We start from the raw sequence: 23258 nt of genomic DNA, 5'->3' as shown, positions 1-23258 counted from the left end.
GCACGATGCGTTTTGGCTTATCGATGTTCGGCACGACCTACGCAATGGGGCTGCATCCGCGCTCGACAGCTGCGCCGATGACGGCGGAAGCTGTCCTGTACCAAGCCGTTCAGTCAGGCTTGCAAGGAGCGGAGCTGCCGGCGGGACTGCTCGCGAAGGCGGATCAGCAGGCGATTATTAGATTTGCGAGAGAGCATGAGCTCTATCTTGTTGTCGCAGAAGGCGGCTTCGATCCAGAACGTCTTGGCGAAGCGATTGCACTTGCGAAAAGCGTTGGAGCAAGCGTCGTCCGGACGGTAGCGGGCGGGGCGATGCTCGGCGGCGACCGCCGTCATATGGCTGGCGGCTGGCAGCCATTTCTCGCCAAGGTGCGAGAGGGACTTGCGGAAGCGACGGCGATTGCAGAGCAGGCAGGAGTAACCATCGCTATCGAGAATCATCAGGACCTCGCTTCCGAGGAGCTGATCTGGCTGTGCGAGTCGATCAGTTCGCACCATATCGGCCTTACGCTTGATACCGGCAACCCGCTCGCGACTGCGGAGGAACCGGTTGATTTTGCTAGGCGAATTGCCCCGTATCTGAAGAATGTTCATCTCAAGGATTATTGGATCCACCCGACCGATGAAGGGTACAGGCTCGTCCGCTGCCCGATCGGACAAGGCGCAGTCGACTTCCCGGCGCTTATGGATGTATTCCGCACGAGCGCCCCTGCATCGGGGCAGCTCACCATGTCCATCGAAATCGGCGCACTCGAAGCGCGGCATGTCCGTGTGCTCGCAGACGATTATTGGCCGGAATATCCGCCGCGCAGCGCACAGCAGCTTGCGCAGGTTATGCGATTCGTCCAGCAGCAAGCGAAGCCGGCCGGCGCACAGTGGCAAACGCCGCATGAACGCGGGGAATCCGTCGACGCTGTCATCGCCTATGAACAAGCTCAGCTCATGAGCAGCATTGCATATGTCCACCAGCTGATGTCCACCGCCAACCAGACGAACCTATCGATTCCATCGAACCAATCGAATCCATCGGAGGCGGTTTCATGATTATCGATTTGAAGGGCAAAGTAGCCATCGTCACAGGTGCTGGCCGAGGCATCGGGCGGCATATCGCAATGACCCTGGCGAAGGAAGGCGTCATCACGATCGGCACGGATATTCGCGCGGAGCAGCTTGAAGACCTCGGGCAAGCGTTCGCCGCGGAGCAGCTTCCCGGCGCGCAGTTTGTATGCGATGTCCGCGATGCGAAGCGGATCGCGGAGGTCGTGGAAGAGGTGCGCAGCCGGTTTGGAAGCATCGATATTCTCGTCAACAACGCAGGCGTGGCGAGCGGCGGCATCGTCGAGGAGCTGAAGGAAGAGATATGGGATGCCAACATGGACATTAACTTGAAGGGCACGTTTCTCATGTGTCAAGCTGTTGCGCCGATTATGAGGGAGCAGCGTTCAGGACGGATCTTGAACGCGGCTTCTTTTGCAGCGATTGTTCCGGCTTACGGCAGTGCGGCATACGCCTCCTCGAAGGCGGCGGTTAAGCAGTTCACGCGCGTACTCGCCGGGGAGCTCGGTCCTTATAACGTCACCGTCAACTGCTACTCGCCCGGTATGATTCCTACGGATATGAACCACTTCGCTGAACAAACCGAGGAGCGCCAGAACCGGTTGCTCGATACGCTGACACTTCGCCGCTGGGGCAACAAGGAAGATATCGCCAATTTGATCTGCTTCCTGGCATCGGATCTCGCGGGCTACATCACGGGCACGATGATCGACATCAGCGGCGGCAAGTTCGCGACCCAAATTCCGGCATTCGCGTATGAGGCGGCAGCCCGGAAGGAGTCGCTCCGGTCATGACCGCGCCGCTCACCGATATACAGCAGAAGACCGTCATCGTGACCGGCGGGGCGAGAGGCATCGGCAGAGCAATTGCCCTCAAATTTCTGCAATGCGGCGCACGGGTGGTCATCGCTGATGTGGAAGAGATCGGCGCTGCGACAGCGCGGGAGCTGGGCGAGGAAGGCTACGCGGCGCAGATTTATTTTGTCAGGTGCGATATTTCCTTAAGAAGCGATGTCGAGGCGCTTGTTGCGGAGACGGTGCGCCTCTTTGGTCCAGTCGACATCCTAGTCAACAATGCCGGCATCTTCCCAAGAAGCGACATGCTGCAGATGGATGAGGCGTTCTGGGATCATGTGCTGGACGTCAATCTCAAAGGCACGTTCATGATGTGCCAGACGGTTGTGCCCGGCATGATCGATCGCAGCAGCGGCGCGATTATTAATATCGGTTCTAACCATGCGAATGCGGGGGAAGCAGCGACGCTTGCCTATGCCGTCTCCAAAGGCGGCCTCGTTACATTGACCCGCAATCTCGCTAAATCATTGGCCCAGCATCGCATTCGGGTCAATTGCGTGCAGCCTGGCTGGATCGCTTCGGAAGGCGAAGTTGCACGCTGGAAGTCGGTGGGCATGGATGAAGCGAATATTGCTGCAACGATGAGCCGTTTCGGTCTTGGACGGCTTCAGACGGGCGAGGATATCGCGGACGCGGTGCTTTTTATGGCATCGAATATGAGCAGCCAGATTACCGGACAGACGCTCGTTGTCGATGGAGGCAGCTCAGTCCGATAGTGGCCGCCCGCCGTAGCAGACATCGCGTAATTGTGTAAGCCCCTGTATAATAAGTGAGTATGGCGTTGTTTTTGGAAGGAGCGTACTCATTCATGGCTTATACAACAGAGTTTAATGGCATTTTTCCATCGGTATGTTCACTCGATTGTCCCGACCAATGCGGACTGCTCGTTCACAAGGAGAACGGCCGCATCGTGCGCATTGAAGGCGATCCGGATCACCCGGTAACGCAAGGGGCAATTTGCAATAAGGTCCGCAATATGACGGAACGTATATATGACGAGAAGCGGCTGCAATATCCGCTGAAGCGGGTAGGTCCGAAAGGCAGCGCACAGTTTGAGCGCATCAGCTGGGATGAAGCGATTTGCACAATCGCTGCTAATTGGAAGCAGATCATTGCGGAAGAAGGACCGGAAGCCATTCTTCCGTACAGCTTCTATGGTAATATGGGCCGGATCGGCACGGAAGGAATGGGCCGCCGGTTGTTCAACCGGATGGGCACGAGCAAGCTGATCTATTCCATCTGCGAAGCGGCGGGTACGGAAGGCTACGGCTACACCATGGGCGGCAGCTTCGGGACCGATCCGGAGGAAACGGTTCATGCGAAGCTTCACATCATGTGGGGCATTAACGCAGTGAGTACCAATATGCACCAAGTGACGATTTCCGAGAAGGCGCGCAAGCAAGGCGCGCAAGTCGTCGTCATTGACGTGCACCGCAACCGGACGGCTCGGTGGGCAGACTGGTTCATTCCAATCCTGCCAGGTACGGATGCAGCGCTGGCGCTTGGCGTGATGCATGTTTTGTTCGCGGAAGGCTTCGCGGATGAAGCATTCATGGCGGAATACACAGTCGGTCATGAGCAGCTGCGAGAGCATGTGAAATCGTACACGCCTGAGCTTGTCTCGTCGATTACAGGTGTGCCGGTGGACGATATTTATAAGCTTGCGCGCATGTACGGCAGAGCGGAATCGGCGTTTATCCGCATCGGCAACGGACCGCAGCATCACGATAACGGCGGCATGACGACGCGCGCGATCGCCTGCTTGCCAGCGCTGACTGGCCAGTGGCTGAAACGCGGAGGGGGCGCGATCAAAGGCAACGGCGGCTACTTGATGATCAACAAGCCGGCGCTTGAACGTCCGAATCTGCGCACGAATAGCGGCGCGCAGGAGATCAATATGAATCTGCTTGGCAGCGCGCTAATGGAACCTGAAGGCAAGCCCCTCAAGTCGCTCTATGTGTTCAACGCGAACCCGGCGGTTGTCGCTCCGAACGCAACGAAAGTAAGAGAAGGGCTTGCGCGCGAAGACTTGTTTACCGTCGTGCATGATCTGTTCCTGACTGAAACGGCAACGTATGCGGATATCGTGCTGCCGGCGACGTCGAATTTGGAGAATACGGACTTGTACCTGTCGTATTGGCATCATTATGTGCACCTCCAGGAGCCGGTTGCTGCGCCATATGGCGAGAGCAAGTCGAACAACGATGTGTTCCGTCTGCTTGCGGCAGCGATGGGTTATGAGGAAGAAGCGCTTCGTGATTCGGATGAAGCGATGATCGAGCAGGCGCTGAACAATCCGAACAATCGCAATATCGAAGCGATTACGCTTGAAGGGTTGAAGGAGCACGGCTTCATCAAGGCGAATGTGAAGCCGCTGCTGTCAGGCAAGCTGCGCACGCCGAGCGGCCTGATCGAGCTGTATTCGGCGCAAATGGAGCGCAAAGGCTATCCACCGATGCCGACGTATTCGCCGCTTGTCGATGACGGTCCGTATCCGTTCCTGTTCATCCCGACGGCGAATCATAACTTCCTCAACTCCACATTCTCGAACAACGAGAAGCATGTGAAGCTCGAGAAGACGCCGAAGCTGCATATGAATCGTGAAGACGCAGCGAGCCTCAGCATTGGGGACGGCGATGCGATAAAAGTGTGGAATGACCGCGGAGACTGCGAACTGACTGCAGCGGTCGGCGACGATGTTCTCTCCGGCGTTGTGGTTATGCAAGGACTATGGGCAGACGGCAAGGATGGCAAAGCGCTCGTCAATGCGCTGACGCCGGACCGTGTGGCGGATATGGGCAGAGGGGCGACGTTCTTCTCTGGACGCGTGCAAGTAGCGAAAATCTAATATTTTGCTGGAGAAAAGGTGGGAGCTAGCGGTATGCGTTTATCCATCGAGCAAATCATCAGCTATCAGACAGAAGGCTATCTAATCGTACCGAATGTATTCACGAACGAGGATTTACAGCCAGTCATCGATGAATTGTCAGCGGAAATTGACGCGCGTGCGCGAGCGCTCCATGCAGGGGGGAAGCTGCCTGATCTCCACGAGGACGAACCGTTCGAGCGGCGGTACATGCTGCTGCATGCCCAGTGCCGGGAGATCGGCCGGGGCTTCGACATTAACGGTTATCTCGGCGAAGCGATATTCCGGTTTCTAGGCAATCCGAATTTGCTCGATGTTGCCGAATGTCTCCTTGGCAGCGAGCTGAGCTGCAATCCGATTCAGCATATCCGGACGAAGCTGCCAGCGAAACGGGTATACTCCGATGAACCGGATTATTTTCAAAATGTCCCGTGGCATCAGGATTGCGCCGTTACTACACCTGACTCCGAAGCGTCGGAAATCATTACGTTCTGGCTGCCGCTTGTCGATGCGACTGCGGAGACAGGCTGCATGGAAGTGATGCCCCATGTGTTCAAACGGGGGTATATCAATCACCACGCCGAAGGCGGAACGACGATCGTGCCAGAGAAGCTCCCGCAGGTTGCGCCGATCTTGGCTGAGTGCCCGAAGGGCGGTCTCGTGATCATGAACAAGTATACGCCGCACCGCGGCATATCCAACCGGTCGGACATCGTCAGATGGTCGGTCGACCTGCGCTACCACAAGACAGGCGCGCCTTCGGGCCGCGATGTGCATCCTTCGTTCGTTGTGCGGAGCCGATTGCAGCCGGACAGTGTGCTGACGGAAAGCGCAGAATGGCGACGCATGTGGCGCGAGGTGAAAGAAGAGAAGGGCAAGAGCTTGCACAGGGTATAGCAGCCGCCTTGCGCCAAAGTTTACGTAACTTAGCCTTACCGGGCATCAACGGTTTGCTCTAACGGTTGTATGAGCGGCTATTTCGTGAAAAGTGCGGCTTTTGGGATGCTAACGGTTGTGACAGCGGCTAAAGTGCTCCAAACCGCCATCACCATTTTCTATAACGGTTGTCAGCGCGCCTATTTGGTGATTTTCTGCTCAAAATGGGCCGCTTTACCACCGATGTACTCCATCAAACCAGCTACTTTTACCATATCCGCCAGATTTCCACCGATGTAGTCCATCAAACCAGCTACTTTCTCCATTTCCACCGCTTTTCCGTCAATGTAGTCCCTCAAACCAGCTACTTTCGCCATTTCCACCGCATTTCCGCCAATGTAGATACCTGGATGCTCTTCTTTGTACGGATTCGCCGCATTTTCGCCAATGTAGATACCTGGGGGCTCTTCTTTGGTCGGATTCGCCGCATTTCCGCCAATGTAGATACCTGGAGGCTCTTCTTTGCACGGATTCGCCGCTTTACCACCCAATAACCGTTAGAATCAGAGAACGGCCTGGCTGTGATCTAGCCCTCCTGGAGGGATTGCGGCAAAAATAGCCGCGAAGAGATTGGTTTTTGCAGTTATGCTTCACCTCATACCCTTCAAGCGTACAATTATCCGACAGCCGAGTGCCGCGTTCTACGCGGCGCTTTTTTTTGTGCACAAACGTGGAAATGGATGCTGGCAGACGAACTGTAGTTTTGACAAAACGGATGACATTTTGCGCATTTTATCGATTCGTATATGGTTTGTAAAATAAAACGTAAACCAAAATGTACAATTTACGCTATAATGTAAAAAACGAACTATTCCAACTGTCCATTTTGCTCCTTATAATCGGTTTTGTACCACAATCAAATAGAAGAGGGGTATAACATGAAACGTTACGCAAAGTACACAAAGTTGGCAACGCTTTCACTCGTTATAAGCATGCTGCCTACTTTAGCCGCTTGTTCAGACAACGGCAACAGTAACAGCAACAGCAGTAACAATGGGGCAACAGCCAACAACAACCAAGCTGCGGTTTCAAACGCTCCGGCCGCCAATAACAGTGCGAAGCCAACTGAGATGTGGAAACAAAAATTCGATCCTCCGATTACGATTACATCGGCTGTCGTGGATGATGGCGCTTCCCGCGGCAATGCGTTCAAGCCTGGCGAATCGATGGAAAACAACGCCATGCTGAAGTGGATGAAAGACAATATGGGCATTGACGTGAAGTATGATTTTATCGTTACAAAGTCGGAAGATTACGATACGAAGATGCGCCTCCTGCTTTCCAGCGGCGGCAAATTGCCTGACGTATTCGGAACGTCCGGCGATATTCTGCAAAGCATGCTGGCGGCGAATAAGCTGATGCCGCTCGATGATGCGATTGAGAAATACGCGCATCCGGAATATAAGAAGATGCTGGAGAAGTTCTCGTACGCGATGGGCGAGGTTAAGAAGGACGGCCATATCTACGGTATTCCAGCGTTCTTCATGGGTGACGAAGGAACGGTCATGTGGGTGCGCAAGGACTGGCTCGATAACCTTGGCTTGAAGGCGCCGACTACGCTGGCTGAGTTCCAGGAAGTGATCAAGCAGTTCACGGAGAACGATCCGGACAAGAACGGCAAGAACGACACGGTCGGTCTCGCAGTACCGCTCAAAGAAGGTCCTTGGACGTGGATGGGCCAGACAGACGCAATTGTCGGCGCCCTTACAGACCAAATGATAAATACGTATGACGTTCGCAGCTTCTGGAACAAAGGCGCGGACGGCAAGCTGAGCTACGGCGCGATCCACCCGGATGCGAAGAAGTATCTGGAGACGATGAAAGACTGGATGAGCAAAGGTTATATCGATAAAGAAGCCGGCATCAAGGATCCGATGAAAACATCCGAGCTTGTCGCGAGCGGCAAGGCAGGCGTCATCTTCGGACCATTCTGGATGGGAGACTGGCCGCTTAGCGATGCATCGAAGGTGGATCCGAAGGCAGACTTCGAGCCATTCCCGCTTCCTGCAGGTCCAGACGGCAAATTCGGCCGTGCGGAAAAACCGATTACGGCAGGCTTCACCGTATTCAACAAAGACTTCAAGAACATCGAAGCATGGTTCGCCTACTTCAACAAAATGTTCGCGAAGGGCTTGGAGCAGGAAGGCGATCCGTACTATGATACGCGCTGGCAGAACGGCTTCCTCGAAGGCTATGACTATGTAACGGTTGACGGCAAGGTCGTTAAGGCCGATTTCAAGGAAAATGGTGTACCGGAAGACAAATGGCCGCTTAAAGACGGCAGCAAGATGGATATGCGCTTTATGACGACGAACATTCTTGCTGGCGGCGTAACGACAGTTCCGTTCTCCAATGATGAACCGGTTAAGAAGTTCCTCGCAGATCCGAACGCAGAGGCACTGACATCGAGAGAAGTTGACGTCAAGGCGATGAAGCGCAAGCAGATCGAAGCTGCAGGCGTACGGATTAACCAAGGCATTACCGAAGGCAAGAACTACTTCACTGGTCCGGTAACGCCGACGATGAAGTCCAAAGGTCAGCTGCTCCAGAAGCTAGCGACAGAAGCCTATCTGAAGATTATCTACGGCGAGAAGCCGATTGAGTATTTCGACGAGTTCGTGAAGGAATGGCTCGCGAACGGCGGTCAGAAAATTACGGACGAAGTTAACGATTGGTATGCGAAGAACCAGTAATTATCCTGGCATGACCGCATGAATGATAGACATCAGGGGCGGCGGTAGCCTTCAGCTGCAGCTGCTCCTTTTGTTTTTCCGATGAAAGGAAGGGTGCGAAGTGATATCGTACTGGAGAAAAACGTGGCCGTTCCATCTGCTTCTGCTGCCGGCAATCGTGCTGTGCATCATCTTTTCTTACATTCCAATGACCGGCATTATTATCGCGTTCGAAGACTATCAGCCTTGGGTCGGAATGAAGAATTCGCCTTGGGTTGGCTTTGACCAATTCCATTATCTGTTCACCTATCCAGATGGCAAACAGATTATTTGGAACACGCTGCTCATCGCTTTTTTCAAGCTCCTATTCAACTTGGTCATCCCGATTGTTTTCGCGCTGCTGCTAAATGAGGTTCGGAAGGTTGTTTTCAAGAGAGTCGTCCAAACGCTCGTCTATCTGCCTCACTTCTTGTCCTGGGTTATTCTAGGGGGCATCTTGATTGACATTCTCTCCACGGAGGGCGGTATCGTTAACCGCGTGCTGGAGTCATTCGGAGTTCACGATATCTTCTTCCTTGGGAACGGTCAGTGGTTCCGATTTACAGTTATTGTGAGCGACGTGTGGAAGGAGTTCGGCTTCTCCGCGATTATTTTCCTGGCAACGCTCGTCGGCATCGATCCTTCACTCTATGAAGCTGCTGAAATAGATGGCGCAACGCGCTGGCAGCAAGTGATGTCGATCACGGTTCCGCTCATGATGCCGATCGTAATCGTAGTCGCCACGCTGTCGCTAGGCCGGATATTGGATGCAGGCTTCGACCAAATATTGAACATCTATAACCCGCTCGTCTACTCGCACGGGGATATTATCGATACGTTCGCTTACCGGGAAGGCTTAAACAACGCGCAATTCAGCTTCGGAACGGCGGTTGGCGTGTTCAAGTCCGTCGTTGGCCTGGTTCTGATCATTATCAGCTACAGATTGGCTTACAAATGGGCCAATTACCGGATTTTCTAAAGGAGGCTTAGGCCATGCTTTACCGCACTCGAAGCTATCAGGTATTCACGATTGCCAATACGATCTTTCTGAGTCTGCTCGGCTTGCTTTGCATTCTGCCGCTCATTCATATCTTTGCCGTCTCCATCAGCTCGCGGGCTGCGGCAACGGCGAATATCGTCAACTTCTGGCCGGTAGGCTTCACGACGGATGCTTATGTGAAGACGCTGGGAAATGAGAAATTCCTCCGCTCCTTATGGATCGGCGCGGAGCGGACCGTGCTGGGGACGATTGTATCGATGGCTGTTGTCACGATGGCCTCGTACAGCTTGTCCAAGACGAGCCTCAAGTTTCCGGGGCGCCAAATTTATATGTGGTTATTCGTCTTCACGATGCTTTTCTCAGGAGGTCTGATCCCTTCCTACATTCTGATCACGAAGCTTCACCTGATCGACTCGATCTGGTCGCTCGTATTGCCAACAGCCGTCAGCGTCTGGAATATGATTCTGATGCTCAACTTCTTCCGCACCATTCCGGTCGATCTGGAAGAAGCGGCTTACATTGACGGGGCGGGGCACTTGAGAGTGCTGTGGAGCGTCTATCTGCCCGTATCGATGGCGTCGATTGCAACGTTGTCGTTGTTCACGATGGTTTTCCATTGGAACTCGTGGTTTGACGGCGTTATCTATATGTCGAACCCTGATGGCTATCCATTGTCCAGTTATTTGCACTCCATGATTGTAAGTGACAATTTATCCCGGATCGGTGTAACATCGGATAGTATAGCGAATTTCTCCAGCCGAACGATTAAGACCGCTCAAATCTTCATCGGCGCGCTGCCGATTCTGCTTGTCTATCCGTTCCTGCAAAAATATTTCGTTAAAGGGATCGTGCTAGGTTCCGTGAAGTCCTAAGTAGAATGTGCGACAGAAAGACGGGATGATTCGAGTGATTCCATTTCGAAGAGGCGCTAAACTGAATATATTTTCGAAGAGCATGATCCTCATCGTTCTGATGCTCGTTCCGATCTTCATGATGTACAACTCGTCCAACAAGACGAGCACCGACGTCGTGGAGCAGGAGCTGCTGCAGGTGAACATGAATCGTATCCGTTTTTTTGTCGAGCAAATGAATGTTGAGGCGGACCGCTTATGGCGGGCCGCTTTCGTCATTGCTACGGACCCGGATGCGGTGCAGCTGCAGTTCCGCTCTTCCGCCGAGCCTACTTATTCCATCCTGGAATCGAAGCGGCTTCTGCTGCAGAAGCTCGATATGCAGTCTACGACCTTCGAATGGGACAATGATTTTACCGTCTATTCTCCGCTTTCCAATCTTGCAGTCTCGACGAATTCGAAGCAGCAGTACGATCTTACTTACTTCACGGATCATCTGTCCCAGGAACGCTGGGATTACCGTCGCGTATTCACGGAACGCGGTGTGGAACGAGCTTTCGTACGGCATTTGATCACACCGTTCGAGTCGCCGAATCGGACGACCGAACCGAATATGTTCGTCGAAGTGACCTTCTCATCGGAAAATCTCGTCAATATGCTGGACCGTTTCATGCAGGGAAGCGTCGGGCAGCCGTTTCTGTACCGTCCGGGAACAGAGCCCATAATGCCGCATGGCGCTGATCCCAAGTTAGTTGAGGCGATGGCGGGGCAGTTCAACCGGATTCAAGCGAGCGATTCCGAGCCTGCGGACGGTTCGGTTAAGCTGACGTATCGGAACGAGCCTTACCTCGTCAATTATGTGCTCTCTTCCACGCTCGGGTGGTACATGGTTGATTTTCAGCCGATGAAAAAGGTGCTCGAGCCTATTGCTCATAGCAAACGCAAGTTTTATGAAGCGGGGCTGCTCTTGCTTGCGCTTGGTGTTGCAATGGCGGCGCTATTGTATCGCAATGTGCAGAAGCCGATCTATGATTTGATCGGGGCTGTTAGAATGCTTCGCAGAGGCGAGTATGGTCATCGGATCAAACGCTGGCCGAACAATGAATTCTCGTATTTAATCGAGCAGTTTAACTTGATGTCGAACGACATTCAGACATTGATCGATAAAGTGTACACGGAGCAGCTCCGTGCGAAGGAGTCGTCGCTGAAGCATCTCCAGGCGCAGATTAATCCTCACTTTCTGTATAACAATTTTGCCTACATTCAAAGTATGGCACAGCTGGATCGAACGAAGGCGATCGTGGCGTTCACGCAGCATCTGAGCCAATATTATCGCTATACGACGCGGACGGAGCAGCAGCTTACTTCTCTTGCGGACGAGATGGAACTGATTCGTAACTACTTGGAAATTCACCGGATGCAGTCCGAGCGGCTGCAATACGAAGAGTATATGGAGGAGCCTCTGATGAAGCTTCTTATGCCACGTTTGCTGCTGCAGCCGCTTGTCGAGAACGCCGTCGTGCATGGCATGGAGAGCAAGAAAGGAGAGTTCCACGTTCTTATCTCCGGCTATCAGACTGACGATGGCTATGAAATTGCGGTTGATGACAACGGCATCGGCATGACGGACGAACAAATGGCTCAGCTCAGGATCAGACTGAATGAGCTGGTTAGCGAGAATCGCAGTTTGGGACTGCGGAATGTGCACCAACGGTTGAAGCATTTTTTCGGCGAGGCATCGGGGCTGTCTATTGAGCGCTCTTTCATGGGCGGTCTGAAGGTGACGCTGGTCATTAAGGAAGGAGGCGACTAGAGATGCTTGAGCTGCTCATTGTTGACGATATTCCTTCGCAAGTCGACAGCATCGCTGCGACCGTGCCGAAGGAGGAGCTTGGTATCACGGCAATCCACAAAGCATTTTCGGGCGAAGAAGCGCTTGAACTGTTTCGTGAGCATAACATCAACATTGTCATTACAGATATCCGCATGCCGGAGATGAACGGGATTGAGCTCATTAAGCATATTCGCGAGATGGATCGTACTGTCAAAATCATTGTGCTGTCCGGCTATGCGGATTTCGAATACGCGCAGAGCGTCGTGCCATACAATACGTCAGGCTATCTGATGAAGCCGGTCAACCCGGACCAACTGCGGGAGAAGATAGGCCAGCTGACAGAGGAAATCGCCTCCGAGACGAAGCAGCAGCGGCAGCAGCAGCGTGACGTTTATGCGTTCAGGGAGAACTTGCCCGCGCTTCGAAGCGAGCTGTTGGTTCGGTTGTTGCGGGATAATGGCATTCCGGTTGCAGAGCTTGCACGAAAGCTGACTTTGCTCGGCTTACCGTTTGGGTTGCAGCAGGAGGTTGGGCTGTTCATCGTGCGTTTGGAAGGTAGGCTGCAAGAGTACGAGAACAAGGACCGTGAGCTGATTGAATATGCGGTTGCGAATATGGCGGAGGAAGTGTTTAACGACGCATTTCACTTGTGGCTGTGCCGCGATTCGAACGAGTATCTCGTGTTTCTTGCAGGGAGTGCAGGCGAGAGCGGGGCGGGGCTTGATCTGTATGCGCTGGAGAACCTTGCGGCAGTGTTCAAGAAGAAGGCGGAGGCGCTTCTGCATGATAATCTATCTGTTGCCATTGCTATGAACGGAGCGAGCTTCCCCGAAGGTATGCCTGGCTTGTACAGGTCGACGATCAAAGGGATGAGGCAAGCTGAGGATGGGAAGCGAGGCGCGTTATTACGCATTGAGGATAAAAGTCGGGATCAGAACCGGATTGAAACGCTGACGTCGTTGTACCGGCCGCCGCTGCTGATCCATCTGCTTGATACCGGCAATTGGGCTGGCGCTGAGAAGAAGCTGGTCGAAATATTCGATGAGCTTAAGCAGGCGCATTATCCGCCGGAGCATGCGAACGAAGCGTATTTCTCGATCGCCAATGCGTATCAGTACATGGCGCACAAGAGGGGAAAGCTGCTGAGCGAGCTTGGCGGCGCAACACTAGGGTTAATGCCGGCTGCGCCGTCGCTTCGGCAGCTGGAGAAGTGGGCATTCGGCATGTTCCGCTCGCTGCGCGAGCAGTCGGAGGAGGGCTCGGAGAAGCAGAAGGTGGGGCTGGTCGATAAGATTCATGCCTTCATCGAGCAGAATCTGAACGACAACCTGTCGCTGCAGACGATTGCGGCGCATGTGAGCCTGCATCCGGCTTACTTGTCGCGGGTGTATCGGGCGGAGACGGGGAATAACTTGAGCGATTATATCCAGCGGTACCGGATGGAGCTGGCGGCTTACATGCTTCGCAGCGGCGAGAAGAGAATCTACGAAATCGCGCAGGCGGTGGGCTACCAAGGCGTGCCGCATTTCATCAAGCTGTTCAAGGCGTACTCGGATCTGACGCCGCAGGAGTATCGGGATCGGATTGGGGAGAGGTAGGTTAGGGAGTAGTAGTGTCGGAAGCCCGGAAACTGGGAAGCACGGAAGCACGGAAGCACGGGAGCACGGAAGCCCCAGGAAGCCGGCTCGGCCTCCCTCCCGACTCACATGCTCGGCCTATAATGGATATTTCCATTCTAATATCCAGATATCAGGCGAGTTGGCCGGCTATATTGGATTTATCCACTCATTTTTCGGAGTAATGAGCTAATACGCCCAAACTAAGCTTAAATGAGTGGATTTTTCCAAAATAGCCCGTCAAAAGAGGCCTTTTCCGCAAAAATGAGTGGATTTTTCCAACATAAGTGGAGCTTGAGGGAGCCACCACCGAGCTTCCGCGCTAACGGACCGTATTGACCCTATCGAGTCAATTTTCGCATTCTATGAAAATGTAACGGACTGGAAATTCCCCGACAAAATGAGGCTAATTCTACCGCAAACACGTCGCTGGTGTCCGTCGGGTCGCGAAGATGCTCAATACCGGCCGCCCGATAGCGACACTGGTGTCCTTAGCGCTGACACAAGAAAGACTAAGAAAGGCAAACAAAGGCGACCGCATCGCGCGGTCGCCTATTTTACCGTACGCGTTTGCGTCCGCTTCGCCTTGCGATACGCCAGCGGCACCATTCCTTTGCGTTCGCGGAAGATTCGCGCAAACGTTTTGTACGAGCCGAACCCGACCTCGAGCGCGACATCGACGACGCTGTAATCGGTGGACACGAGCAGGCTGCTCGCATGCCGGAGCCGCAGATCGTGGACGAAATGCACGAATGTCTGCCCGGTCGTTTCTTTGATGACTTCGCTTATGCGCGAAACGCTCATGCCGAAACGCTGTGACAGATCGGACAAAGTAAGGTTGTCCTGATAGTTTCGGTGAATATAGTAGATAATCGGCCAGACGGATGAACCGCGCGCGGACTGGACCGGCGCTGCTGCAGCCACCGCCACAACCGCACTATCCTCCTCGGGTCTCGCCGGAGTATACTTGCGCCGCTCGCGGTCAAAGCGCACGAGCAGCTCTTTGAGCCTTGCAGCGAGCATCGTTCGCCGCCACTGTTCGTTCCCCTCGTACTCCTGCAGCATATCTCGCATTAGAATCTCGACTTGCTCCCTAGCAGCTCCGTCGTAATGCATAAAAGCATCCAGCTGACTCGGCTCGATCAGCTCTGCAAGACTATCTCCTGAGCCATGCTCCATAAGCAGCTCCATGCCGAACATGCAGTTGTACAGCACAAGCTTGCTGCCAGGCTCGGTGAACAGCTCATGCACCTGGTACGGCTGCACGAATGTGAATGTGCCAGGCCGCATTTCATGCTTCACATTGTTGATGATTTCCCAGCCCTCGCCTTCGATGACGAACGAGAACTCGAGAAAATCATGCCGGTGCGCCCGGAAGCCGTGTTCAAGTCGATGAATGCCGATATGAAGCGGGAATGCAGAGTCCATGTTTGGGTACGTTTTCAAGTAATCCGGAAAATAGGTCATGTTCGTTCCATTGCCTCCGAAGAAATGAGACGTTTCTCGAAATTTGAGAAGGGCATTTTTCTATGTACTACTTTATCATAGAACTGTGAGCAATAGTTGATCGATTGGGAGGCGTATTTCGAGATGTCTGTTCGTATCGGAATTATCGGCGCAGGTAATATTGGAAGCGTTCACGCGGCGCAGTTCTCGCAGCTTGGTGAGCTGTGCGAACTGACAGCGATTACGGATGTTTATTTGCCGCTAGCTGAGCAGCGTGCTGCGGAATATGGGATCAAGGAAGTGCTGCCGTCCCCGGAAGCGCTTATTAGAAGCGAGAACGTGGACGCCGTCATCATCGGCGTGCCGAATCAGTATCATGCGGAGCTTGCGGTGCAGGCGATTGAGGCGGGCAAGCATGTGCTGCTGGAGAAGCCGATGGGCATTAACGCGGCAGCGGCGAAGCAGATTTTGAAGGCGGCGAACGCATCCGACCGAGTCGTCATGATCGGCCATCAGATGCGCTGGGAGTCCGTTCCGATGCAAATCAAGGAACAGATCGACCGCGGCGAGCTAGGCCGAATTTATACGGCAAAGACAGGCTGGTACCGTCGAAAAGGAATCCCGGGCTGGGGAACCTGGTTTACCCGTTCGGATCAATCCGGCGGCGGTCCGCTTATCGATATCGGCGTCCATATGCTTGATCTGGCGCTCTACTTGATGGGCAATCCGAAGCCGGTGTCCGTGTTCGGGGCGACCTATGCCGAGTTTGGACCGAAGCGCAGAGGAATCGGCACATGGGGCAAGCCGAATTGGGATGGCATCTACGATGTCGAGGATCTCGCAACGGCGCTCATCAAGATGGAAGACGGCAGCACGCTGACGCTCGAAGTGAGCTGGGCGGTTCATATGGACACGGACAATACGCCGTTTGTGCATCTGATGGGCACAGAGGGCGGCGCGAGCTACCGCGGGGCGAACGGCAAGTTGCTGACGGAGAAGTTCAACAAGCCGATGGAAATTCCGCTTGCGAAGCCTGAGAACGACGAGCATGAACGGCTGCGTCTGAGCCGCCATTTCCTCAGCTGTATTAAGGAAGGGAAGCAGCCGATTACGTCGGCGCTGACCGGCTATACGAACAATCTCGTGCTCGATGCGATCTATGAATCTTCGCGGACTGGCCATGAAGTGAAGCTGGATTGGAATCTATAAAATCAAACGAAACCGAAATCGAAAACAAAATATTTGCTCTGGAGGCGACCAAATAGATGTTAAGAGGATTAAGCCGTGCAGGACTTGGCAGTATCGGCAGCGACGAAGCGTTGATCTCGGCCGCAGCTCAATACGGATTTCAAACGGTAGATATCGATGCGCGCGGATTGATCGAGCGCAATGGGGTGGAAGGCGCACGCGAGCTGCTGAAAAACGGCGGGGTTAGCATCGGCTCGATCGGGTTATCGGTGGAATGGCGCGGCTCGGAAGAGGTATTCCGCGAAGGGCTGGCGAAGCTCGCTGACGACGCGAAAGCAGCAGCAGCGCTCGGCTGCACGAGCTGCTGCACATACGTGCTGCCGGCGACGGACTATAAAGCGGCGCATTTTGCCGTAATTGCAACGCGCAGACTGCGCACTTGCGCGCAAATTCTCGGTGCATATGGCATTAGCCTCGGGCTTGAATTCGTAGGCCCGCATCACCTCCGCACTGTATGGGCGAATCCGTTCCTCTGGACGATGGAAGAGACGCTCGACTGGATCGCGGCCATTGGAGAGCCGAATGTAGGTCTGCTATTCGACGCGTACCACTGGTACACGAACGGTCATACGATTGCAGATATTGAAGCGCTAAAGCCGGAGCAAATCGTGCATGTCCACATTAATGACGCGCCGGATGTGCCAGCTGAAGAGGCTCGCGACAACGGCAGATTGTATCCGGGCGAGGGAGTGATCGACCTCGCTGGCTTCTTGGCAGCGCTGAACCGTATCGGCTACAAAGGCTCGGTAACGCAGGAAATTCTGACAGCAGAGCCGCCGACCGGCTCGCCGGAGGAGCTTCTCGCACGTTCCAAAGCAGGCTACGACAAAGTATATACAGCCGCAGGGCTGGCATAATTGGCAGCAATCTCGTGGGACCGAATGTGAATCGGTTCTGCGGGATATTTTTATTTTCGACTCAAATGAATGCGCTTTCTTAAAATTGTTAGGGTTCCTCTATAGTTTGTTCCGTTGTGATGAATGCGCTTACTTTCTATAATTTTCTTATGCGAGATAACCAATGACTTGCATGCAGCAATCACTTCATCGGGAGGTGATTACGAGAATATCTGGGCGTATTATCCGCGTTATCAGGATTAACCACATTAAAAATGTTATTTATTAACAAAATGTATGAAGTGAAATGCGATTCCGAAAAGCAATGCCAAATTCCACTTTCCTGGAGGTATTCAATGATGAAGTTGAATAAAAAGATCGGTTTAACGATTCTTGCAGCTTCAATGAGCTTGGGCATGTTTGCAGCAACATCCGATGCAGCAGCAACTGACTATTGGCAGAATTGGACGGACGGCGGCGGCACCGTCAACGCCACGAACGGATCTGGCGGCAATTACAGCGTAAACTGGACGAACAGCGGCAACTTCGTGGTTGGTAAAGGCTGGAATACAGGCTCGGCATCGCGCACAATCAACTACAACGCAGGCGTATGGTCGCCATCCGGCAATGGTTACTTGTCGCTTTACGGCTGGACTCGCAACTCACTCATCGAATATTACGTCGTCGATACATGGGGCACATATAGACCGACAGGAACGTTCAAAGGCACGGTGTCGAGCGACGGCGGTACATATGATATTTATACAACGACAAGAACGAATGCGCCTTCCATCGACGGCACGCAAACCTTCACCCAGTTCTGGAGCGTAAGACAGTCCAAGCGTCCTACAGGAAGCAATGTCGCGATTACGTTCAGCAACCACGTCAATGCATGGAAGAGCAAAGGGATGAATCTAGGCAGCAGCTGGGCTTATCAGATTCTCGCAACAGAAGGCTATCAATCGAGCGGCAGCTCGAACGTAACGGTATGGTAATCGCTTAAGTCATATAAGACTTTCGAGTCTATCAACGCAAGCAAGGGGGGGCTGGTCGGTAATGCTGCCGGTCGGCCTTCCAGCTTAAGAAGCAAGTCGTGCAAAGGAGGGCTATCAATGAGGAAGCTAATATTAATTGGCCTTCTATTAGCGATAACGGGCGTCGTCAGCGCATGCGGGCAAGATATGCCGGAGAAGAATGATAGCCGTGTAGAGACTGATAGCTTTGTGCTTATTAAAGGCGGTACTTTTCTCAATACGAATTCGAATTACTATGGAAAGAGCGTCAAGATACCTGACTTTTATATGGGCAAATACGAGGTTACGCAGCAAGAGTGGATCGAGCTTATGGGGGGCAATCCTTCCGAATTCAAGAGCAACAAGCAGCCGGTCGAGATGGTCAGCTGGTATGACGCGATTGAGTACTGCAATGCACGGAGCGAGAAAGAAGGGCTAACGCCTTATTACAAAATCGATAAGAATACGATAGATCCGAACAATAAGAGCGAGCATGATACTGTAAAATGGATCGTGACGGCGAGCACGGGAGCGAACGGTTACCGTTTGCCGACCGAAGCCGAATGGGAGTATGCTGCTGGCGGCGGTCAGCAGAGCCGTAATTACACGTATAGCGGAAGCAATAATGCGGACGATGTCGCCTGGTATTGGCGGAACGCTGGCGATAAATGGCTCTCAGGCACATGGAACTGGCCGAGTATCGAGAACAATCACAATCAAACGAAATTGATCGGGCTCAAGAAACCGAATGAGCTAGGTCTTTATGATATGTCAGGCAATGTAAGGGAATGGTGCTGGAACTGGTACGGAGATGGCAGCATGGATAATGCAAGCGGATCGTATCGGGTTGTAAAAGGCGGCGGCTGGATCGGGGATATTACGAATGATGAGCCTGCCTTCCGGGGGAAGTTCGAGGCGAATGGTTTTGGCCCTGACCAGGGATTCCGGGTAGTGCGAGGGGTTTAAGAGAGAACCGTCATTGAAGCTTATTGAGAGCTTCATTGGCGGTTTTTTGCTGCGTCTGCTGATAGACGGTTGTCCAACAGGCCACTAGCGGATCATTTTTTTGGCCAAATTATGATACTATAATTCTATGATAATATTTCTCATTGTGGAGGCAGATCATGAATATACAAGAAGCAATTCGAACGAGAAGAAGTATTGGCAAAGTGACTCAGGAGCCGATTGCGAAAGAAACGATTGAGCAAATTATTGAATCAGCGGTATGGGCGCCGAATCACAGGCTGACCGAGCCTTGGCGGTTCTTCGTGCTTGGCGGCGACGGCCGAGGCAAGCTTGGCGATGCCCTCGCGCGTATTGCGCTTGCTGGCGTGGAAGACGCGAATGCGCCGGAGCACGCCGAGAAAGCGGAAGCTGCGCGGAAGAAAGCGTTCCGCTCGCCGGTCGTTATTGCTGTCGCAGCCGTTCCATCGGATCGCCACGACGTTATTGAGATCGAAGAGTTCGGAGCCGTGCATGCCGCGGTTCAAAATATGCTGCTCACGACTCACGCACTCGGCCTCGGAGCCGTATGGCGTACAGGCGAGCCGTGCTACCATTCGCTTATGAACGAAAGCTTCGGCCTTCGTCCGCAGGACAAAATGCTCGGCTTTATCTACCTTGGCGTACCGGATATGACCCTTCCACAAGGCAAGCGGTCGGATGCGGCGAGCAAAACAACTTGGATTGACGCATAACAAGGGGAAATAGAGAAGAAGGTAAGGAAAAGAGAAGGACAAAGGCAAGGAAAAAGAGAGGGAAAAGGCAAGGAAAAAGAGAGGCAAGCAAATGGGCTGCTGTAATGCATCCAATTGCTTGCCTCTTTATTTATTATTTCACTTCAATTGCGACTTCCTGCGGACGGTATACAGCGAGCAGCTCGCCTTGTGCATCAGCTGCGAACATGACCGTACGCTCCTGCGGCAGCGTGAATGCGTATTGCTTGCCTGTCTCCGGGTCGCGAATCTCGATTGCCGTATCGCAGCCGAATTCGGAGACGAAGATGTACAGCGAGCCGGATTCAAATGCAAGCTTGCGCCCGTATACGCCAGGCAGCTCGCCGCCGTGCAGCCATTCCAGCTCAGCGGCAACGCCAGCTCGCTGCAGGGCCGAATCGTATATCGCTTGCAGCGGCTCGAGTCGTTCGTTCAGCTCAAGCGGCAGCGGGCACCAGAGCAAGCGACCTGCGCCAAGCGCAGCTTCAGTAAGCTTCGCAGCGTCGCTTCCCGAGGCAGCGTGAACGCCTTTGTTGCTGTCGGCGATGCGAGAGCCGCCGAACGATACCGGCAGCAGCTTGCCGTCCAGCTCTAGGAGCTCCTCGCGCAGCAGGTTGCTGATGCTGTGCTCGCCGACTTCAGCGACGCGTCCGCTAACCGGACGCCAGTACTCGTCGAGGCAGAGCGGGCCGGTGAACAGCAGCGTTCCGCCATGTGTCTTCACATGCGAAGTGAGCTTCTCCAGCGCTTCGCTGCTGAAGTTATGCGCGCTTGGCACGATGATGAGCTTCGGCTTGGTCTCTGCAAGAGACTCAAGCTGATACTCGCCAAGGCCGAACGCATGAACGTTCATCGTGTAAGAGAGCGTCCGAATCGCGCGAGTCGTTGCCGCATTAGCGAGCTTGCGGTTCGAGAAATCATTGGAGTACGGGAAGATGACTGCGACCTCCTCCAGCTTGCGGCCCACGAACAGGTCGCGGATTTGACCCATGAAGGAGCCGAAATCATACGATACGTTCGCTTCCGGCTTCTCGGTGCCGTCTGCGCGAAGTGCGCCGATATGCGATTCATTGATATTGTTCATATAGAAGTTGATGTTCCAAATCCATTGCACCGCACCTGCGCCGCCGGTCGAGAAGGCATACGCGTACTTGCGCTCAAGGATGTTGCGCAGCTCTTCCTCGCTCCGCTTCGCGCGGCCGTCAGGCGTTTCAACGTACATAATGCCTGTTTCCTGGATGAGGTTCGGTTTGTTCGGTGCTTTGGCGAAGATACCATCCCATACAAGATCGTCCATCAGCCACCACGAGTGAACGGTTGTATAGTCGACCTCTTCGGCATAGAAGAACGGCGATGGACGTTGTGCGCCAAGTCCTTCGTCTTGACCGACCGTAACGAGCTGCTTCGGCTGGATCGAACGGATGGTTTCGACGAGCTGCGAAGCCCAAAGGTTGTGCATGTCCATTGTGAACAGCGTGTAATCGAGCCATGGCGCACTGCGTTTTACAGCAATGTTCGTCGTGCCGAAGCCGATTTCGTCTGCTTCCGGCAGCTTCGCCGCATCGAAGGACGGCAGCTCAGCGGATGTCATATTCCAGCGTTCTTGCAGCTCGCGGATCGAGCCATGGCGCTGCTGCAGCCATTTTACAAAATGCGCTTTCTCGAACTTGTCCTGCGCGGAGCGCGGACCGCTGAAGATCCGCTTCGGATCGAACATCGACGGCTCGTTGATCAAGTCCCAATGCACATGCGTCGAAGCGGCATGTCTGGAGACGATGGCAGCGATGAACCGCTTCTGTGCTTCTACGCTGCGCGGATCGAGGTACGGATTGACGCCTTCCCAAGCTTCCGGCGTGAAAGCGAAGAAGTTGAACGTCACTTCGAGATCGTGGCGCTTCGCAGTGAGGAAGAACGCGTCGATGGCGCGAAGCACTTCCTCGTACGGATGCCCGTCAACGAACATAACATTGCGATATGCGGTCCAAATACCGGTACGGATCGAGTTAATGCCAGCGCGTTTCATCTGCGCCATGTCGCGATCCCATACTGCTGCGTTAGGCAGGAACAGATATTTACGTGCCACATCGCTTGTCATGTACGTCATGCCGACGATCGGGAGCGGACGGCCGTTCTTCCAGAAATAATCCCGGTCGCACGTAATCATCTCGCCCGAAGTGAGCAGCTCTTGATCCATGCCCCAGAAGCCTTGGCGGAGCAGGCGGTAATCGCCGGAAGCGGCGGTTGCTTCACATTCCACAATGTAGAAGCCAGCTTCAGCCGGCTGCGGTGCAGTTAAGCGTTGAATCGTCAGCTCGCGGCTGATGTTCAGTTCGACATCGGAACGCCATACTTCTGTGAAGTCGGTATCCTTATAGATAAAGTTAGGTGCAGGCTCGCTAACCGTGCTTTTGATCGATTTAAGGACACGCAGCTTGAATGTCCAAGCGCTCTTCTCGCCGTTGCGAGATGCAAGCAATTGCTGGCCTTGCAGCATAAATACCGGGCGCTCGCCTAGTTCATAGGAGCCGTAATTCGGCTTCAGCCACAGCTCGGTTACGCCTTGCTCTGCGAATGCAGCCCATTTCGCGAGCGCCTTTGCGCCTGCTCCGGTCCAAAATGCGCTGCGAAGCGGCTGGTTAATCAGCATCCAGCGGCCGCCGCTGAATGGGCCTTTCGTATGCTCGAGCAGCACTGCAGGCGCAGACAATTCGCGCGCGAGTCCGTCGCCGCTGATGCCGCGCAGAAGCGGATAAATATGGGCGTCGATCGGGCCAGCCGAACCTCCTTCGCCCGGATGATCGTCGGCACGCGTGACATGCAGCGCGAGACCGAATGTCGGTTCAACCGTAAACAGCGACTCGTAACCCGCGAAGAGCGGAATGTCGCGCAGATGCTGCAAGCTGCTGACGCCGTCACTGGAAACGACAAGCGCTTCATTAATATGCAGCTGCTGGTGGTATGCCGTTTGGTTCGGCTCGGCGATCCAGTTGTTATTATCGTTGTATACAGGCGTTTTGAATGGAGCGCCGCCAGCTGTGATCAAGCCCTTGCCGGCACTAACATGACCCATAATCGCAGGCCATGCGTCTTTCGGGAAGAACGAGCCGTGCAAATGCACATATACAGCCGCATCTTGCAGCTGCGAAGCTAGTTCGTCTGCACCGACAATAAGGAAGCTTTCGCTCAAAGTCGCAAGTGTGCCAGCGTCGGGACGAACGCCAGCGTAGGGGAAGCTTTCATCATAAAATAGAATCCAATTGCTCATTAAGTATGCCAC

General features: G+C 53.8%; 18 protein-coding genes. 15 read left to right on the top strand and 3 right to left on the bottom strand.

The window, feature by feature from the left end:
- Positions 1-5: 5 nt before the first annotated feature.
- The 5 genes from A8990_RS03255 (at position 6) to A8990_RS03235 (ending at position 5672) form a co-directional block, all read left to right on the top strand.
- Entirely contained in the window at positions 6-1043 is a 1038-nt protein-coding gene (locus tag A8990_RS03255; protein ID WP_116187580.1) for a sugar phosphate isomerase/epimerase family protein, read from the top strand.
- The gene (locus A8990_RS03250) at positions 1040-1849 is read left to right on the top strand and encodes an SDR family NAD(P)-dependent oxidoreductase (RefSeq protein WP_116187579.1); all 810 of its coding nucleotides are present in this window, start codon (positions 1040-1042) and stop codon (positions 1847-1849) included. The genes A8990_RS03255 and A8990_RS03250 overlap by 4 nt, the downstream gene beginning before the upstream one ends.
- Complete coding sequence (locus tag A8990_RS03245) at positions 1846-2625, top strand: SDR family NAD(P)-dependent oxidoreductase (RefSeq protein WP_116187578.1); 780 nt, start codon at positions 1846-1848, stop codon at positions 2623-2625. The genes A8990_RS03250 and A8990_RS03245 overlap by 4 nt, the downstream gene beginning before the upstream one ends.
- Before the next feature lie 92 nt (positions 2626-2717).
- Positions 2718-4757 (top strand): molybdopterin-containing oxidoreductase family protein, encoded by a 2040-nt coding sequence (locus A8990_RS03240; protein WP_116187577.1) that lies wholly within the window; start codon positions 2718-2720, stop codon positions 4755-4757.
- 33 nt (positions 4758-4790) lie between these two features.
- Positions 4791-5672 (top strand): phytanoyl-CoA dioxygenase family protein, encoded by an 882-nt coding sequence (locus tag A8990_RS03235; RefSeq protein WP_116187576.1) that lies wholly within the window; start codon positions 4791-4793, stop codon positions 5670-5672.
- A 179-nt stretch (positions 5673-5851) separates the two neighbouring features.
- On the opposite strand, the gene A8990_RS03230 is transcribed toward A8990_RS03235, so the two are convergent.
- Positions 5852-6202 carry a hypothetical protein gene (locus A8990_RS03230; protein WP_116187575.1) on the bottom strand — a complete coding sequence of 117 codons (351 nt, stop codon included), beginning with the start codon at positions 6200-6202 and terminating at the stop codon, positions 5852-5854.
- Between the two features lie 387 nt (positions 6203-6589).
- Here A8990_RS03230 and A8990_RS03225 point away from each other — a divergent pair, with 387 nt between their 5' ends.
- From A8990_RS03225 to A8990_RS03205, 5 genes are all read left to right on the top strand, one after another.
- The gene (locus A8990_RS03225; RefSeq protein ID WP_116187574.1) at positions 6590-8404 is read left to right on the top strand and encodes an extracellular solute-binding protein; all 1815 of its coding nucleotides are present in this window, start codon (positions 6590-6592) and stop codon (positions 8402-8404) included.
- Positions 8405-8507: 103 nt separating this feature from the next.
- Positions 8508-9401 (top strand): ABC transporter permease, encoded by an 894-nt coding sequence (locus A8990_RS03220; RefSeq protein ID WP_116187630.1) that lies wholly within the window; start codon positions 8508-8510, stop codon positions 9399-9401.
- A gap of 14 nt (positions 9402-9415) precedes the next feature.
- Positions 9416-10294, top strand: a complete 879-nt coding sequence (locus A8990_RS03215; RefSeq protein ID WP_116187573.1) for a carbohydrate ABC transporter permease — start codon at positions 9416-9418, stop codon at positions 10292-10294.
- Between the two features lie 34 nt (positions 10295-10328).
- The gene (locus A8990_RS03210) at positions 10329-12086 is read left to right on the top strand and encodes a sensor histidine kinase (protein ID WP_181909372.1); all 1758 of its coding nucleotides are present in this window, start codon (positions 10329-10331) and stop codon (positions 12084-12086) included.
- A 2-nt stretch (positions 12087-12088) separates the two neighbouring features.
- Entirely contained in the window at positions 12089-13705 is a 1617-nt protein-coding gene (locus A8990_RS03205; protein ID WP_116187571.1) for a response regulator, read from the top strand.
- Between the two features lie 570 nt (positions 13706-14275).
- Here the strand turns inward: A8990_RS03205 and A8990_RS03200 are convergent.
- Positions 14276-15190: an AraC family transcriptional regulator gene (locus tag A8990_RS03200; protein ID WP_116187570.1), complete on the bottom strand. Its 915-nt coding sequence runs from the start codon at positions 15188-15190 to the stop codon at positions 14276-14278.
- A 123-nt stretch (positions 15191-15313) separates the two neighbouring features.
- On the opposite strand from A8990_RS03200, the gene A8990_RS03195 reads away from it, so the two are divergent.
- From A8990_RS03195 to A8990_RS03175, 5 genes are all read left to right on the top strand, one after another.
- Entirely contained in the window at positions 15314-16378 is a 1065-nt protein-coding gene (locus A8990_RS03195) for a Gfo/Idh/MocA family protein (RefSeq protein WP_116187569.1), read from the top strand.
- A 56-nt stretch (positions 16379-16434) separates the two neighbouring features.
- On the top strand, positions 16435-17274 hold the full coding sequence (locus A8990_RS03190; RefSeq protein ID WP_116187568.1) for a sugar phosphate isomerase/epimerase family protein: 840 nt from the start codon (positions 16435-16437) through the stop codon (positions 17272-17274).
- 335 nt (positions 17275-17609) lie between these two features.
- Positions 17610-18248 carry a glycoside hydrolase family 11 protein gene (locus A8990_RS03185; protein WP_116187567.1) on the top strand — a complete coding sequence of 213 codons (639 nt, stop codon included), beginning with the start codon at positions 17610-17612 and terminating at the stop codon, positions 18246-18248.
- A gap of 117 nt (positions 18249-18365) precedes the next feature.
- The gene (locus A8990_RS03180; RefSeq protein ID WP_116187566.1) at positions 18366-19232 is read left to right on the top strand and encodes a formylglycine-generating enzyme family protein; all 867 of its coding nucleotides are present in this window, start codon (positions 18366-18368) and stop codon (positions 19230-19232) included.
- 158 nt (positions 19233-19390) lie between these two features.
- Positions 19391-19963 carry a nitroreductase family protein gene (locus tag A8990_RS03175; protein WP_116187565.1) on the top strand — a complete coding sequence of 191 codons (573 nt, stop codon included), beginning with the start codon at positions 19391-19393 and terminating at the stop codon, positions 19961-19963.
- 133 nt (positions 19964-20096) lie between these two features.
- Here A8990_RS03175 and A8990_RS03170 read toward each other — a convergent pair whose 3' ends face one another.
- Entirely contained in the window at positions 20097-23246 is a 3150-nt protein-coding gene (locus A8990_RS03170) for a beta-galactosidase (protein ID WP_116187564.1), read from the bottom strand.
- Positions 23247-23258 lie beyond the last annotated feature (12 nt).

The sequence above is a fragment of the Paenibacillus taihuensis genome (assembly GCF_003386535.1).
Classification (GTDB): domain Bacteria; phylum Bacillota; class Bacilli; order Paenibacillales; family Paenibacillaceae; genus Paenibacillus_Z; species Paenibacillus_Z taihuensis.
Note: the sequence above shows the minus strand (reverse complement) of the source record. Positions and strands in the feature narration are given on the sequence as shown.

Coding starts and splice junctions, on each gene's coding strand:
- A8990_RS03255 (WP_116187580.1), top strand. CDS start 6: ATGCGTTTTGGCTTATCGATGTTCGGCACGACCTACGCAATGGGGCTG.
- A8990_RS03250 (WP_116187579.1), top strand. CDS start 1,040: ATGATTATCGATTTGAAGGGCAAAGTAGCCATCGTCACAGGTGCTGGC.
- A8990_RS03245 (WP_116187578.1), top strand. CDS start 1,846: ATGACCGCGCCGCTCACCGATATACAGCAGAAGACCGTCATCGTGACC.
- A8990_RS03240 (WP_116187577.1), top strand. CDS start 2,718: ATGGCTTATACAACAGAGTTTAATGGCATTTTTCCATCGGTATGTTCA.
- A8990_RS03235 (WP_116187576.1), top strand. CDS start 4,791: ATGCGTTTATCCATCGAGCAAATCATCAGCTATCAGACAGAAGGCTAT.
- A8990_RS03225 (WP_116187574.1), top strand. CDS start 6,590: ATGAAACGTTACGCAAAGTACACAAAGTTGGCAACGCTTTCACTCGTT.
- A8990_RS03215 (WP_116187573.1), top strand. CDS start 9,416: ATGCTTTACCGCACTCGAAGCTATCAGGTATTCACGATTGCCAATACG.
- A8990_RS03205 (WP_116187571.1), top strand. CDS start 12,089: ATGCTTGAGCTGCTCATTGTTGACGATATTCCTTCGCAAGTCGACAGC.
- A8990_RS03200 (WP_116187570.1), bottom strand. CDS start 15,190: ATGACCTATTTTCCGGATTACTTGAAAACGTACCCAAACATGGACTCT.
- A8990_RS03195 (WP_116187569.1), top strand. CDS start 15,314: ATGTCTGTTCGTATCGGAATTATCGGCGCAGGTAATATTGGAAGCGTT.
- A8990_RS03190 (WP_116187568.1), top strand. CDS start 16,435: ATGTTAAGAGGATTAAGCCGTGCAGGACTTGGCAGTATCGGCAGCGAC.
- A8990_RS03185 (WP_116187567.1), top strand. CDS start 17,610: ATGATGAAGTTGAATAAAAAGATCGGTTTAACGATTCTTGCAGCTTCA.
- A8990_RS03180 (WP_116187566.1), top strand. CDS start 18,366: ATGAGGAAGCTAATATTAATTGGCCTTCTATTAGCGATAACGGGCGTC.
- A8990_RS03175 (WP_116187565.1), top strand. CDS start 19,391: ATGAATATACAAGAAGCAATTCGAACGAGAAGAAGTATTGGCAAAGTG.
- A8990_RS03170 (WP_116187564.1), bottom strand. CDS start 23,246: ATGAGCAATTGGATTCTATTTTATGATGAAAGCTTCCCCTACGCTGGC.